Origin of the sequence: Methanolobus sp. ZRKC5 (assembly GCF_038446525.1) — an archaeon.
GTDB lineage: Archaea > Halobacteriota > Methanosarcinia > Methanosarcinales > Methanosarcinaceae > Methanolobus.
Window position 1 is genome coordinate 1,622,505 of record NZ_CP151792.1, and the last position, 14,062, is coordinate 1,636,566.

Annotated in this window: 14 protein-coding genes and 1 tRNA gene; 7 read left to right on the forward strand and 8 right to left on the reverse strand. The window is 41.6% G+C overall.

The window, feature by feature from the left end; translation table 11 throughout:
* Positions 1 to 5: 5 nt before the first annotated feature.
* Positions 6 to 1,043, forward strand: a complete 1,038-nt coding sequence (locus WN948_RS08030; RefSeq protein ID WP_342303704.1) for an EF-Tu/IF-2/RF-3 family GTPase — start codon at positions 6 to 8, stop codon at positions 1,041 to 1,043.
* Positions 1,044 to 1,063: 20 nt separating this feature from the next.
* Here the strand turns inward: WN948_RS08030 and WN948_RS08035 are convergent, their stop codons facing one another.
* Positions 1,064 to 1,573, reverse strand: a complete 510-nt coding sequence (locus WN948_RS08035) for a hypothetical protein (RefSeq protein WP_342303705.1) — start codon at positions 1,571 to 1,573, stop codon at positions 1,064 to 1,066.
* 12 nt (positions 1,574 to 1,585) lie between these two features.
* Positions 1,586 to 2,329 (reverse strand): ATPase domain-containing protein, encoded by a 744-nt coding sequence (locus tag WN948_RS08040; RefSeq protein WP_342303706.1) that lies wholly within the window; start codon positions 2,327 to 2,329, stop codon positions 1,586 to 1,588.
* Between the two features lie 118 nt (positions 2,330 to 2,447).
* Between WN948_RS08040 and WN948_RS08045 the strand changes: the two genes are divergently transcribed.
* Positions 2,448 to 3,461 (forward strand): stage II sporulation protein M, encoded by a 1,014-nt coding sequence (locus WN948_RS08045; protein WP_342303707.1) that lies wholly within the window; start codon positions 2,448 to 2,450, stop codon positions 3,459 to 3,461.
* A gap of 24 nt (positions 3,462 to 3,485) precedes the next feature.
* On the opposite strand, the gene WN948_RS08050 is transcribed toward WN948_RS08045, so the two are convergent.
* From WN948_RS08050 to WN948_RS08060, 3 genes are all read right to left on the reverse strand, one after another.
* Positions 3,486 to 4,520 (reverse strand): methionine synthase, encoded by a 1,035-nt coding sequence (locus WN948_RS08050; protein ID WP_342303708.1) that lies wholly within the window; start codon positions 4,518 to 4,520, stop codon positions 3,486 to 3,488.
* 129 nt (positions 4,521 to 4,649) lie between these two features.
* Entirely contained in the window at positions 4,650 to 4,955 is a 306-nt protein-coding gene (locus WN948_RS08055; RefSeq protein WP_342303709.1) for a hypothetical protein, read from the reverse strand.
* Between the two features lie 176 nt (positions 4,956 to 5,131).
* The gene (locus tag WN948_RS08060) at positions 5,132 to 7,069 is read right to left on the reverse strand and encodes a sodium:solute symporter family protein (RefSeq protein WP_342303710.1); all 1,938 of its coding nucleotides are present in this window, start codon (positions 7,067 to 7,069) and stop codon (positions 5,132 to 5,134) included.
* Between the two features lie 294 nt (positions 7,070 to 7,363).
* Between WN948_RS08060 and WN948_RS08065 the strand changes: the two genes are divergently transcribed.
* The 4 genes from WN948_RS08065 to WN948_RS08080 all read left to right on the forward strand — a co-directional run bounded on the left by WN948_RS08065 (position 7,364) and on the right by WN948_RS08080 (position 10,869).
* Positions 7,364 to 8,635 carry a DNA double-strand break repair nuclease NurA gene (locus WN948_RS08065; protein ID WP_342303711.1) on the forward strand — a complete coding sequence of 424 codons (1,272 nt, stop codon included), beginning with the start codon at positions 7,364 to 7,366 and terminating at the stop codon, positions 8,633 to 8,635.
* A complete protein-coding gene (locus WN948_RS08070) occupies positions 8,628 to 10,472 on the forward strand; it encodes an ATP-binding protein (RefSeq protein ID WP_342303712.1) in 1,845 nt (614 codons plus the stop codon). Before WN948_RS08065 ends, WN948_RS08070 begins: the two co-directional genes overlap by 8 nt.
* Before the next feature lie 75 nt (positions 10,473 to 10,547).
* A tRNA-Lys gene (locus WN948_RS08075) sits at positions 10,548 to 10,621 on the forward strand.
* 77 nt (positions 10,622 to 10,698) lie between these two features.
* Positions 10,699 to 10,869, forward strand: a complete 171-nt coding sequence (locus WN948_RS08080) for a CopG family transcriptional regulator (RefSeq protein ID WP_342303713.1) — start codon at positions 10,699 to 10,701, stop codon at positions 10,867 to 10,869.
* Positions 10,870 to 10,926: 57 nt separating this feature from the next.
* Here the strand turns inward: WN948_RS08080 and WN948_RS08085 are convergent, their stop codons facing one another.
* From WN948_RS08085 to WN948_RS08095, 3 genes are read right to left on the reverse strand one after another with little or no spacing between them, the layout of a single operon-like run.
* Entirely contained in the window at positions 10,927 to 11,700 is a 774-nt protein-coding gene (locus tag WN948_RS08085) for a sugar phosphate isomerase/epimerase family protein (RefSeq protein WP_342303714.1), read from the reverse strand.
* A gap of 1 nt (position 11,701) precedes the next feature.
* Positions 11,702 to 12,145, reverse strand: coding sequence for an RNA-binding domain-containing protein (locus WN948_RS08090; protein WP_342303715.1), 444 nt, complete (start codon positions 12,143 to 12,145; stop codon positions 11,702 to 11,704).
* A gap of 5 nt (positions 12,146 to 12,150) precedes the next feature.
* The gene (locus tag WN948_RS08095) at positions 12,151 to 12,687 is read right to left on the reverse strand and encodes an AAA family ATPase (protein WP_342303716.1); all 537 of its coding nucleotides are present in this window, start codon (positions 12,685 to 12,687) and stop codon (positions 12,151 to 12,153) included.
* A gap of 184 nt (positions 12,688 to 12,871) precedes the next feature.
* Here WN948_RS08095 and dusB point away from each other — a divergent pair, with 184 nt between their 5' ends.
* Positions 12,872 to 13,828, forward strand: coding sequence for a tRNA dihydrouridine synthase DusB (dusB, locus tag WN948_RS08100; RefSeq protein ID WP_342303717.1), 957 nt, complete (start codon positions 12,872 to 12,874; stop codon positions 13,826 to 13,828).
* Positions 13,829 to 14,062: the final 234 nt, after the last annotated feature.

Genomic DNA, 14,062 nt, shown 5'->3' on the forward strand with positions numbered 1-14,062 from the left:
CCCATATGACAAAGATTACCATCATCGGAAGTGAGCAAAGCGGTAAGACCACGCTTGCCGGAAAACTTGGAAAGAGAAGTAACGTTACAGATGTCACAATGTATGATTATGCCAAGAACAACAGGATACTCACAACCATTGATGCTACCGGTTATCCGGCATCTGTAAAAGCGTTGGTTACAGCACTTAACCTTTCTGATGTTGCTCTTTTATGTATACCTCCAACAGGACTTGATCCACTGGCTGCAGAGTGTATCATTGCACTTGACCTGATGAAATATAAACATGGTATTGTTGTTCTCACAAAATCTGATGCTTCATATCCTCTTGCACAGGAAGAGCTACAGGCCAAGTTACAGAAAATTACAACAGGAACTGCACTTGAGAACTGGGATTACATTTCCATATCCACTACTTCTTTTGAAGGCATGGAAGAGCTAAAAGAACTCATATTCACAGTTGGTGACAGGGCAGCTGAAGATTTAAAAGAACTTGACAGCCTGCGCCCACGTATAATAATAGACCAGTCTTTCAACGTTACCGGTATCGGATGTGTAGTGCTTGGAGTTACGACACAGGGAACCATTAACGCAAAGGACAAGATGATAGCATACCCAACCAAAAAGGAACTGGAGATCAGATCCATACAGATGCATGATGTAGATGTCAAATCTGCCCCTGCGGGTGCCAGAGTTGGACTTGCCCTCAAAGGTATCCAGTCAAAGGACATTGACAGAGGCTTTATAGTTTCACAGGAAGAAACTGTTGCTACGGATTTTATATTAAAATGCACTCTTTCACCACTGGCAAAAGAATTCAATCTCGGTGATATGCTACATCTTTATGTTGGACTCCAGTCTTCACCTGTAAAAGTTACAGAAATAACTGAAGGTGAGAATAAAGTTGAAAAGGCAAGTCCGGGAAAAGAATATATCTTTAAATTAACCGGCTCAAAGGAAGTTGCCTACAGCAAAAATGACAGATTTATCTTTGCAAATCTTGATGAAAAACAGAGGTTCATTGCTTTTGGCTATGAACAATGATACCTTTTCAATAAAAATCCCTATTTCTTTTTAGGTGTCAGATGTCTGGCACCATCCAAAAAAGAAGGCCTATCTATAGATTTAGGACGTTCTACATTTTCCGGCAGGTCCACAAGACCTGGTTGACGGATCATATCAGATGAACCGGAAAATACAACATTGGAACTTTTGTAGCCGGAACCGATATTTGAAGTTGTACGGTCTTTTTTCGTACGGTCAATTGAGATAGCAGAAGGTTGCTCAACTTCATTTGATGAGCTTTTTTGGGAAAGTCCTGATTTTGTATCTCTTTCCTTTACTTTAGAACCTTCTTCTTTGCCACCATTGTATTGCTCTTTTACAAAATCCCTGAGTTCATATTCTTCAGCAAACTTGTATATTTGCGATAGTTTTTCCTGGACCCAGCCAATTTCAGAGTGGCGATGGTAACCTACTTCAAAACCTAACCTGCGGGATGCATCTGCAAGCTGCACCTTGCCTTCTTCAGGAAGAATTTTTTTTTCTTCCTTTTTCTTAAAGATCTTTACCATAAGAAACAACCATTATTCAAGATAGCCCTCTACTTTCAGCCCTTTTTCAGTGAATGAAACGCTATGCATGTTACAATCATGTTTTGTACCGCGCATCTTAATCACCTGAATAGCACGGGTCATGGTCTTACCATAAAGGAAATTATGCATGAAAACAACACCATGAGCAGCAAACTGCTCTGTGGAATAAGCACCTGGATCAGTCATTTCAGATAGTAGCACTGTTGTACATCCTAATTTCTTAAGATTACGTATGAACCTACTCATCTCTTTTTCCTGCAGGGATAGATCTTTAGAAGTGAACCGGATTGCAGATACTGAATCAATGACCAGGCGTTTTACCTCATATTCTGAAACATAAGCAGCTATTTCCTTAAAAACAACTGAAGGAGATGGAGCCTCACTTTCAGTCGAACTTTTGCTAATGTTATAATCCGTTGTTATAAACTCATTGATCTCATCCATATATCCATATTCCATACGTGGGCCAAGATCTGCAAACAAAAGTTTCTTCATTTTTATCAGTGTCATGACATTCATAGCATAGTTAGACATGTCATTGATAATGTTCTGTGGGCATTCAAGTAAAGTTACGTATAATCCCACTTCTCCTATCGCCGCTCCTTGAGCAAGAAACTGAACTCCAAATGTTGTTTTTCCACTTCCCGGCGGACCGCTCAGCACATAAACCCTCTCTGAAAGAAAGCCGCCCTGGACCAAATCGTCAAATCCCTCAATCCCTGTAGGTATTCGCATTGATAATACTTCCCATAAATAATGAATAGTAATATAGTATTATAATTATACTATACCTAAAGTATTTCAATCCATCGATGTATAAAAACTAACCAAACGTGTGCTTTACATGAACAATATGAAAAATAGAAATAGATTCGATATCAGTGCCAATGATTTGAAATGGTCTGCCAGAGTATTCATGTTATCAGTGGCTTCTGCATTTATTATAGGCATATTTGCCTATATACTGATGCTAGTATTTGCAGAACCAGAACCTGTGAGTGAAGTTATTATAAACACAGCTTCTGCCGCAACGGCCAAAGTAGCTGTAACTTCAAATTACATAAATCCAATGTGGGCCATATTTATTTTTAACAGCATTGCAGCTTCATGTGCCGTTGTAGGTACAGGACTTTTCATGATGGTCCATCAAATGTTGATAAGTGATATCAATATCCGACCAGGACATCATCTTTATGCACGCTTTTCTCTTTTTTTCGAAAAGATGATTATGCCTGTAAACATGTTACTTATCAAAATAACAAGTATGGTGGACAAGGATTTCTCTTCTATCAAAAGGAATAGTGAGGAAAAACAAGGCACTATATGGCAATACTGTGGTTATGGAAAAGATGAGTACAGAATGTTTGCCTACATGATACCATATATTGTGCCGCTCATGATACTGATGGTAAATGGTTTTTTGATGGGTATCCTTCTTGCATTCTTCACTTTTAACGGGGCTATGACAGGCTTCCAGTTATTTGGAATGAAAGGTATCCTCATTGGCCTGTTCTACAATGTGATCTACTTCTTCATTTCCATAGTTCCTCATGGGATTATTGAAATTCCTGCAATCCTTGTGGCGGTAGCCCTTGGATACCGCTTCGCACACATCCAGGCCCACGATGTAATTGACAAAGAATTGTTCAACGGAAATGACATAGAGAGTCTGAAAGAAGATTCTGCATACATCCTTGCTACTTCAAAGGATTACATCCTGTCAAAATATACATGGAAAATGCTAGGGATTATTATTCTGACTCTGCTGGTTGCGGCATATATTGAAACTTATGTGACATTGGGCATTGTTGACAGGGTTATGCAGATGCTTGACAATAGTTTGCCGTCAATCATAAATCTGGAATGATGAAAAAGAAAAAAAGTGGTGATCTTACAGCCCTTTCTTAAAATCAGCCATACCTTCTGCAACATTACTTAATAGCTGTGCAGCGATTTCCTGGGATGGCCATGCCCCAAGGCCACAATCCGGACCTGCATATTTGATGCCTTCTCCAAACATGGAATATGCCTTTGAAAGCCTCTTCGAGATGACTGCCGGAGTTTCCAGATCATTTATGATCTCAGGGAAATATTGAGTCTCTTTCCAGACATTGGTGTTGTATTTGTCGTTGAGCACAGCTGCAAGATTGAATACATCTGTCCTTGCAATTCCAACCCTCAGATATGAATCAGCGTCTTCAAGGATCTTTTTGTCGATCAGGTCAAGGTAGGATGGAGTTGCTGCGGATTCAACACCAATGACACTGATATTCTCAGTCTGGCATGCAAGTGTGTAATGAAGAGGTGAATGAAGATGAATTTCCACATCGCAACCAGCTTTTTTTGCAGAGCTGCATGCAATGTCCATTGCTTTTATGAGGTCATTGTCAGAGAACATGACCTGCGGATTGATACCTATGCTTGGCTCATCAATGGAAACTGTCCTTATGTTGAAATCCTTTGCACCTGAAAGTGAGTTCTTTACAAAACGATTAACGCTTTCTCCAAACAGATCCAGTATATCAACATACTCGGTTCCGCCAAATTCCTTGAGATAAAGCTCAAGGGGTCCGGTAACACAGACACGCACATCAAGCTTTTCACCGTGCTCTTCCCTGTAGGTTTTGGCAACAGTTTCAATAGCTTCGAGTTCAATGATACGGGCATCGGAAAGTTTTACCTTGAATGGTTCCTCGGTACAATTGGGATCTCTGATGATGGACAGGAACTGTTCATTCATATCCTGATATTGAGGATAGGTAGGTACTTCCACACCAGCCTCTACTTTCTTCATGAAAGCATCATTTATGACCTTGAATAGGTCCGCATCACTTTTCTTTTCAGAAAACTTTCCAGCCATCCAGTCTTTGGATGTTCCTGCCGGAAGAGGAAAACTGCCAATATCATCAAAGATAATCTCTGCCATGCCAGCATAATTGTCCTGTATTTCACTTATAAGTTTTGAGTGAAGAAAGGGTACGAATCTTCCCAAAGCTGAAATGAATAAAATATGAAAAAAGAAAGAAATCAAAAAGAAATGGTACAAAGTGCCGGTTTATTTCTTCATAGCAGAAGAGATCTTTGAAACATAATAATTTATGCACGCCTGGGAATAGTCAAGAGACTTTGATGACATGTGGGAGATTATCTCATTTGCATCCCTTTCAGCTTTCTGCCCGGTCTTTGGAATCCCATACTTCTCACGGTGGTTGGAAACTTTTTGAAGCATTATGTTCTGAAGTTCCACAACATCAAATCTTTCTTCAGGGGTCAGTTCTTCAAAGCCATCCTTTAAAGGTTGAATTTTTGCTCTATTCTCTTCATTCACGTCAATGTCTAAAATAGGGTTTTTCAATTCCATATGTACCACAAATATACATGGATTTTAGAATAGATATAGTTTCTGAAAATTATTTTTATATAATATATAAGAAGTGAATAAAGATGTAAAATTTGAGATTATATTAACACAAAAATAAGAAGTAAAAATAAAAATTTAGATTACTCTGGATTTTACTCCAGAGTAGACTTATATGCTCAATAATTGTCACCGGATGGCAGGGTCATCAGCAATCCAATGTTTTTGAGAGCCTCTGAAACCTGTTTGAAAGCAACCAGGAACTCCTTTGTGCTCAGGTCAAGATCAGCTGCCAATGGTTCTGATGCAAACCATATCTCCCTCTCACTGTCTCCCCTGGTAAGGGACACACAGGCAAGCATATCAGCTTTTGTCAACCTGTAAACAGAATCTCTGCCTGTTGGTGTTACCCAGGATGGATGGATGGATTTGAGCTCATTTACGAACTTAGGCCAGTTGATAGTTGCAGATGCCTCCAGATTCAGTTTGACAATTGCACGGTCTCCTGTGACTTCCTTTTCGAGAGTGACAAGAAGTTTCTTGTAATCTGGATCAGACTCGTCAACTACAGTAACCTCTTCCTCAAGCTTCTTTGCTTCGTCGGCAAAGAACGGAGCCAGATTTACAGTACTGGATGGTTTTGTTGCAAGGGATACACCGAAAAAGGCTATTCCGCTGAGCAGCATTCCTACGATGACACCGTGGTTTGAAAGTATAGGGTGAATCATATCAAGATAAGCTGGTGCAAACGGAGCAGTATTTGCAAGGTCAACAACTGTCAGTCCTATCTGTGCGACCGCACCTACAACAAGTCCTGCAAGAGCACCTTCCTTTGTTGCACGTTTCCAGTAAAGGCCTCCCATAAGTGGGAAGAAATATGATGCACTGGCAATGAAGGTTGCAATATGAATGACATCGATGATGCTGTTGATATAGAACGAGAGCACAGTTGCCAATGCAACGATTATCAGCACACTTATCCTGTTGATCTTCATCATCTGCTTCATGGTTGCATCAGGTTTTATGTATCTCTGGTATATGTCACGGGAGAGACAGGAACCACCTGATGTTGCAAAAGTATCAGCTGATGACATGGCCGCTGCAGCAAGACCGACAGCACAGAGACCGATTGCTATTGGCGAAAGGTTACTCACTATGTAGACCAGCAATGCAGGTTCTGCCTCTGCCATTGCACCCATTCCTATATCTGCAAAAGAAGCGGGTATGGAGGGATATATATGGTTTAGACTTATGGCGATAACAGTACATAAGACACCGAATACAAGGAAAATAAGTAAGGAACCGAGTACCATACCCATCCTTGCGGATTTTTCGTCTTTTGCAGCCCATATCCTCTGCCATGGGTCCTGTTCTGTGATCCAACCAGGTATTATGGCAAATATGGCTATCATTACAGCAGGAACACCAACTATGAATGGATTCCACCATCCTGGAGAAACATCACCGAAAAGCTCGGATGTACTTATAGCAGGGACATCAGCAGAGCCTGTTGTAGCTGCATTGACAACCACAAGGGCAATTATAAGTGAGAAGGTCGCCAGCAGGATAAACTGCACGACATCGGTCCATATTACTGCGGAGAAACCTCCAAGAGTTACATATACGGAGATGGCAAGGGCCACAATTGCTGCAGCGTAGATAGGTTCCAGACCGAAAAAGATGCTAAGTACAAGTGAAAAACCTTTGATGTCAGCAACTGCGAAAAGAGCCATTACAATTGCGATGATGATTGCAACAGGACCACGAATGGTGCTGCTGAACCTCTGTTCCAGCAGTTCTGGCTGTGTGATTGCAGGCAGGTGCTTTATCTTACCCACAAGCAGGGCAATGAGCAGCAGTGCCAGAATGTTCGGAGCTACAAAACCCCATATGGAACCCATTCCAAGTACCATGTAAAGGCCAATAACTGCTAATATGCCACCCGCAGTCATCCAAGAAGATGCTGCTGAAAAACCAATGCCTAATGTACCGATCTTGCGGCCTGCAAGCCAGAAATCAGTGACAGATTTCTGACGTTTTGTAAAATACAATCCTATACCTATCAGTCCAAGCACGTAGACTGCCATTAATAACAAGAATATTTGATAACTTTCCATAACTACAACCTCTTAAATAAGTAACAACATGACTTCAGGAGACTAACTGCCGAAGACCTTTATATATGTAATATAGTTCATATTATGGTTACTATTTAAGGGTTTTTAAAAAATTAGCTTTACCTGTAATCAATTTCATTTAAGTTAAGCATGTGAAACACTTTCTTCCAGCACACATTTGTTTTTGGATATGATTTGAAAGGCAAAATCAGATTGATTTTTACAAATGGAAGGGTTCAAAATAAACAGAATCCAATCCAAAATAATATTATCATTCAGATACTATTCTACCCCATGACCCTTGAGCCTATTCACATAAAAGAGATACATGAGATAGTTGACCGCATTGACAACTGTTTCAAAAAAGATGAGAATGAATGTGATGACTCTGAAAATGTAAAAAATATCCTTGAGCGGCTCAGAAAACTTGAATATAACGGAAAGATAGTTCTAAGATCCATAGGACCGGTCAGGCGTGGAAAAGCAAGTATTGAAAGGATGCTACAAGTTGAAGATCCTTACCCAAAAACATACTCGTGTGACAGCGGGAGTACCACTGCAAAAACATTTGATAACGGCCTTTATGTTGATCTTTGCCACTGTGCAATGGCAAGCACCCCTACTGACCTTGACATCCACAGCAAACGAACTATAGTGGCAGCAGCTTACACAGCAAGTAAAAAAATATACCTGAATACCAGCAACGACTGGGAATCATTTGACAATAATATGGGACGGAAAAAGATAATCCGTATTCAACCCGGTTTGCTGAATAAGAAGGTCACGGATATACTGCACGATGTAGCTCTTTATCTTTGTGAATCCGAACATATACTCTGGATGCTTGACAGTATTGAAAATGAGGATTTTTTCATAATGGATGGTCCTATCTATCCAAAAAGAGTCATGTACTGGATGGTTATTGATTCCGGGGATGTGAACATACGCCTCGATGAAAGCAGCACTAAAATAATTCAGAACTACATTGACATAATGGATCATCATATTGAGAACATGAAACCTCTTGTAGGGTTTGTCAAAAACCCCGAGGACATGCAGGTAATGCTGGCACTGAAAAAACAGGATGCTGAACTTGACCTCCCATGGCTTGTTGATGCACAGTTCTTCAAGAATGCACTGTCCCTTGAAAGATCCGGGATGAAGAAAAAAGAGGCAAACAAGTATATCACTTACACCAACTGGTTCGTACAGCCAAACCAGTTCTACGAAAAAATGCTCAAAGCCACTTCTCCTCTGGTTGCAGAACTGGCCAACGGGATATTTGAGGCGGAAGATTATGCCCTCTGTTTCTTTATGGCATACGTCCCGAAACTGAATACCATTTTCAAAATAGAATCCCCTTACGGACTTATAAAGAACGAGGAACTGCGGAACCGGATGACAAGGAAAGTACTCTACGACCTGGCAGTGGGCGGCGTACCAAAGACCCTGTCAAAAGCAGATTCAATAGCAAAGATACCGGTGTCTGAAAGACGACATATTATAGACAGGTTCAGAAATTCAAAAATAGACACTACATATAATGATACAAGGTGGGATGAATAGGATGAGAGATGAAGACATACTTTCTTTTGCAAAAGACAGGAACGATGAGGCTGACAAGAATAATGAGGAACTCAAAACTGAGATTTCTGGCAGCGGAGATGGAACAGATGAATTATTTGAGGATTTCGAACCTGAGACAGCAGCCCTCAAAAAAGGACAGAACGGTGTTTCAGATGGAGCCTTTGGAATAATAACCACAGGCATAGACCCGCTGGAAATCACAGAAGCCGGAGCGAGAATAACCGGTTACATTACAACGTCCCACCGCCAGAAAGTGAGACTTGGAACGTACGTTATCGTTCCATACGGGGATGAAGACCTGTTCGCGCGGATATGGAAACTCCAGTACCTCCAGGAGTTTGCGGTTGATGATGCCACAGAGATACACTCACGCAGAATGCTTCAGTCCAACACAACGGATGAAGTGGATTATAAATTCCTGGCTTACCTTGATCCAATATGCATTCTCTATGAACCAAAAGACAAAGAAGGAGTACTTGCCAGGAGAATGAGCGACAGGATACCCCGTCCTAACACTCCAATACTACCTGTGACCGAAAAGAAGAAAATACAGACAGGTCTCAACATTCCTGAAGAGGGTATATTCATGGGGCACCTGAGTGTTGGCGGCGAACTTGTCAGGACACATGCAGTACCGCCTACGGTTCCTTACTACCTGAGGAATGATTACTCCATGGGCGACCCCCTGATATTCAGGCATATGCTTGTCTGCGGCAGCACAGGTACAGGAAAGACCTTCCTTACAAAGAATATCCTGCGCCAGTTCATGAGTGAAAATAACCGTTACAAGCTTCGTGGTTCTGAGGAAAAGAGAAATCCCTGTCTTGTGATAATGGACCCGCAGGATGAGTACTCACAAATATTTGAAGACAATCCTGAGATCACAGACGACGACGACTTCAGGTTCAGTGCTGAAAAGGTCAATTTCGGTGCATGTAAGAACACCAAAACCTTTGTGGCAAAGGTTGACGGTGAGGGCTATACAGGCAGGTCAAGGGCTGAGCAGATTGAGTTTACCATACCTTTTGAGATGGTACGCAACAATTCATGGCTCATTGCGCCTGTGGGCATGACAGAACTGCAATATGTGGGAATTGACCTTCTGCTGGATGATTTCTTTAAGAAGAGCACTCAGCACACATACGGTGGCTTTATAGACTTCATTGGTGATGATGCCACAAGAGACTATTATGTGGAGAGTGGCAAGATACACGAAGCATCCTATGACGGTATCGCACGCAGGGTGAAGAACCGTGCTCTTGCAAGAGTTTTCGACCAGCCAGCAAGACCCATAAACGAGGTACTTGGACAGATATTCAAACCCGGGCAGGTCAGTGTCTTCCCTACAGAGTACATAACAAACTCACGCATACGCGACATCATAACTCTAACTTTGATGAGCTTGATAGTTGACAACAAACTGAACACTTCCGGTGAGGCTGCGGTGAAGGAAACACCCATCATCCTAGGACTTGACGAGGCACATCGTTATCTTTCAAATGCATCAGGTGAACATTCAAGACGCCTGATCTCCAAGTTCGCAGATGCTGCACGTCAGGGAAGAAAGGAAGGACTCGGACTCTTTTTGATCACGCAGGACCCGCAGGATATCGATGAGACTATTTTCAAGCAGATAAACACGCGCATCATCCTTAACCTGAGCAACGATGCGGCCATCAATACGATGAAGGTCAAAAAGGAATTCGAGAAGCGTATCCCATACCTGAAAAAAGGACAAATGATAGTGCATAGCCCTGATAACAGTGATATGGTTGAGATAATGGGACTCTCAAAATGCGTAGTGAAGCATGTTTGAGTTCACCCCTCAAACACCTTTAACCGAAATGTATATATCAGGCTAATACGTATGGACATCTCGCTCAATCAGCGCGGGCCGGTAGCTTAGCCAGGCAGAGCGACGGACTCTTAATCCGTAGGCCAGGGGTTCAACTCCCTTCCGGCTCGCATCTTACAATCACTTTTTCTATAAAAGGTTAAATCTCATTAGATTAATCTATCTTTGTTTTTAAAATGGTGAAACCATGCCAAAAGTGAGTGTTGACATTCCTCAGGAACTCCTAAATGACCTTAACAGCCATGTAGGAGACAACAAGAAATTCATTACACAGGCTGATGCCATAAGGGCAGCCATCCGCAAACTGCTGGACCAAATGGACGATATAGACCGCAGGCACGGCAGGCTTGAAGAATAAAAAAGAAAAATAGATATTATTTTGTGCTTAGTTCACATTTTTCGGTTTTCTGGTGAACTAAAGGTTCTTTAAAAACTCGACACATTGTCTGCCTTCATCAAGGCTACCCATTTCAGTGACCATTCTGCCTTTGTAACCAGACAGACTGTCCATGAGCTTTTTCCAGTCGATATTGCCCTGTCCAAGAGGGAGATGCTCGTCACGTGCCCCGTTGTTGTCATGGATATGCATATGTGAAAGTTTGCTTTTGCACTTTACTACGAACTCGTCCAGAAGCCCCATTGTATTGGCGTGTCCCACATCAAGGGTCATACCTACGTTATCCCTGTCCACCTGTTTTAGTATGTCCAGCATCTCACCTGGATAGCGACCAAATATTTTAGGGAAATTTGGCATATTCTCAACAGCTATTGTAATGCCCATATCAGCTGAGTGGTCACACAATATCTGAATGGACTCTATACACGTGTCCCATGACTTCTCAGGCAACTTGGAACCGTATGGAGATAGGTAACCCGGATGCAGTACAGCTACTTCAACAAGCTCAGATGCCATATTGAGATAATACTTCATCTGTCGCATAACCTCACCGTGTATACCGGGGTTCAGTCCTGCAAGATTCATATCGGAAAAAGGAAGATGCATACTTAACTTGAGATTAGTAGTGTCCCTGACCTCAATGAATTTGGACAGGTTTTCTTCTGTCAGACATTGTGAACCTTCCTGAACTATCTCCCATCCGGTGTACCCAATATCTTCAATACCGTAAGCCCACTCAAAAGGATCTTCGGTAACAGCACGTGATGAGAAATTCAGGTTCTTGATATTCATTTCAAACATCCTCTATATCATTTTCAAAATCTGGAACTCCATCCTCTGTGGGTGGGGTCAGCCAGTCGTAGAATCTTTCAAATTCTTCTACTGAATCCGCACTGACATTAATATTGATCGAGCCGAGAGGTTCTGCCTGTGCAGGATAGTTCAGGCGGCCTACTGTAGCAACCTGTTTACTGATGATGAAAGAAGTAGACATCTCATCCTCTGTCAATCCCACATTCAACCGCGTGCGTGAGGTGTCTATGATCTCCTCTTCCCTGATTAGATAGTGGAGATGTTCGAGAGTATAAACGTCACCTTCAGCTGAGAATTTCCCACTATGCTCCGGCAGTTCTTCATATTCGAAATCTGTGTCAGGAAATATCTGTATCAGTGCAGAGTGTACTTTGTCCTTGCTCTCTGTTGGATTCACAATCGCTGAAACTTCAACTTTTATCATGATGACTATTCCATAAGTGCTGTTATCTTATCATTGAACTCTTCAAGGGTGCCATTATTATCGATAACCAGATCGGCAACTTCCATTGCCTCCCCCATGCCCCATCCGAGTTCGCGCTCATCCCTGGCCTTCAAAGCACTGATATCCTGCATATCATCACTTCTTTTACGTGCCAGAACACGTGCAAATCTTATTTCAAGAGGAGAATCAACCGATACCAGAGTAAAGTCATCTCCAAATGCCTCTTTAAAGAGCTCGACCTCAGGAACGCTACGCACACCATCGATACCGATGAAGTCTTCGTTTGCTTCCCTGATCTTAGGGATACATCTCTTTGCAACGGCATTCCTTCCTTCCTTCTCACGCAGATCGGTGCCTACACCACCTGTGTTAGCATCAGTAGGCTCCAGTCCTCTGCGGACGACCTCTTCCCTGATGACATCTCCCATATTGATAACCGTGACACCTTTTTGGCGCAGGACTGATGCTGCTTCTGATTTACCAGAAGCCGGCATTCCAACAAAAGCTAAGATCTTTGTCATAGATGAACCTGTTATATTTTGTAAAATTTAGTAAATAAGAATTATTTCAATAGATTTTTCCATACATCCTACTTATATATTAGCATACCCTTCGATAGAATACTTCAAATCACACTTTCATATTTATAAGATTACAAAAATCAGGTGGCATTGAACTTTCAATACCACCAATAAAACGATTAACATGAAGATTGCAGATCTTAAGATTCCCGGAAATATCCTGCTTGCTCCTATGTCCAACGTAACAAACCTACCTTTCCGCCTGATGTGCAGAAAGTACGGAGCTTCTCTTACATACTCCGAAATGATAAGCGCAGACGCTGTCATATACGAAAATAAGAAGACAATTAATCGTGGGATAAGTTGTGAAGATGAGAGACCTCTTGGGATACAGATATTCGGAAATTCGCCTGAAACAATGATAAAAGCGGCTCTTAGAATTGAAGAGATATACAAGCCTGAAATCATTGACATTAATTTTGGATGCCCTGCAAAAACCCTGACAAAGGATGGCTGTGGATCCGCCCTTCTCAGCTCACCTGAGCTTATTCATGATATCGTAAAAGAACTATCAGAAAATCTGTCCACTCCTGTTACTGCCAAAATACGAATTTTGCAGGATATGGAAAATACTCTGGAAATAGCCCATCTGATAGAAAGTGCCGGAGCCTCTGCGATAACGGTGCATGGCAGGACAAGGCAACAACAGTATTCAGGAAAAGCCAATCATGACTATGTGCGGAAAATAAAGCAGGAACTAAGCATTCCTGTCATTGCCAATGGCGACATCGTTGACGAGATATCCGCGCAGCAAACTCTGGAATATACCGAATGTGATGGGATAATGATAGGAAGAGCTGCAATGGGTAATCCTTTCCTTTTCAAACGGATATCGCACTATCTTGAAACAGGAGAACTGCTTGAGTACAAGCAGTGCAGCCAGAGAGTTGCCGATATTCGGGAGTATTTTAGTCTTCTTGAGGAACATGAACTGATGCATACGGTTCACGTAAAGGCGCAAGCACAATGGTTCACCCGCGGGATGAAGAATGGCAGGCATGTAAGAAAGAATATTGATGTGGCAAAGAACATTGATGAGATACTTCTAAGTTTGGACAGAATGTGCAAGGATGCCAATTGACATTGTTTTTATAATTCTTTTTCTTTTTTAATTTTATAATATTTTATAAAAATTCAGCAAATTAACACTGTAAATTACCAAAAGACTAAATAGTAATTAATCGATTCTACACAATTAACCATTGCATTTAACGTCAGTTGACGAAATCCTGATACTTTTTAAGTATCATTGTTCGACACTAGACATGTGCAATGTTACCCAACTAAAAACGTTTGGTCGAATATCTGAATAAAT

What these genes read in the sequence shown, in the direction of transcription:
- WN948_RS08030 (WP_342303704.1), top strand. Translation starts at nt 6, where the DNA reads ATGACAAAGATTACCATCATCGGAAGTGAGCAAAGCGGTAAGACCACG.
- WN948_RS08035 (WP_342303705.1), bottom strand. Translation starts at nt 1,573, where the DNA reads ATGGTAAAGATCTTTAAGAAAAAGGAAGAAAAAAAAATTCTTCCTGAA.
- WN948_RS08040 (WP_342303706.1), bottom strand. Translation starts at nt 2,329, where the DNA reads ATGCGAATACCTACAGGGATTGAGGGATTTGACGATTTGGTCCAGGGC.
- WN948_RS08045 (WP_342303707.1), top strand. Translation starts at nt 2,448, where the DNA reads ATGAAAAATAGAAATAGATTCGATATCAGTGCCAATGATTTGAAATGG.
- WN948_RS08050 (WP_342303708.1), bottom strand. Translation starts at nt 4,520, where the DNA reads ATGGCAGAGATTATCTTTGATGATATTGGCAGTTTTCCTCTTCCGGCA.
- WN948_RS08055 (WP_342303709.1), bottom strand. Translation starts at nt 4,955, where the DNA reads ATGGAATTGAAAAACCCTATTTTAGACATTGACGTGAATGAAGAGAAT.
- WN948_RS08060 (WP_342303710.1), bottom strand. Translation starts at nt 7,069, where the DNA reads ATGGAAAGTTATCAAATATTCTTGTTATTAATGGCAGTCTACGTGCTT.
- WN948_RS08065 (WP_342303711.1), top strand. Translation starts at nt 7,364, where the DNA reads ATGACCCTTGAGCCTATTCACATAAAAGAGATACATGAGATAGTTGAC.
- WN948_RS08070 (WP_342303712.1), top strand. Translation starts at nt 8,628, where the DNA reads ATGAATAGGATGAGAGATGAAGACATACTTTCTTTTGCAAAAGACAGG.
- WN948_RS08080 (WP_342303713.1), top strand. Translation starts at nt 10,699, where the DNA reads ATGCCAAAAGTGAGTGTTGACATTCCTCAGGAACTCCTAAATGACCTT.
- WN948_RS08085 (WP_342303714.1), bottom strand. Translation starts at nt 11,700, where the DNA reads ATGAATATCAAGAACCTGAATTTCTCATCACGTGCTGTTACCGAAGAT.
- WN948_RS08090 (WP_342303715.1), bottom strand. Translation starts at nt 12,145, where the DNA reads ATGATAAAAGTTGAAGTTTCAGCGATTGTGAATCCAACAGAGAGCAAG.
- WN948_RS08095 (WP_342303716.1), bottom strand. Translation starts at nt 12,687, where the DNA reads ATGACAAAGATCTTAGCTTTTGTTGGAATGCCGGCTTCTGGTAAATCA.
- dusB (WP_342303717.1), top strand. Translation starts at nt 12,872, where the DNA reads ATGAAGATTGCAGATCTTAAGATTCCCGGAAATATCCTGCTTGCTCCT.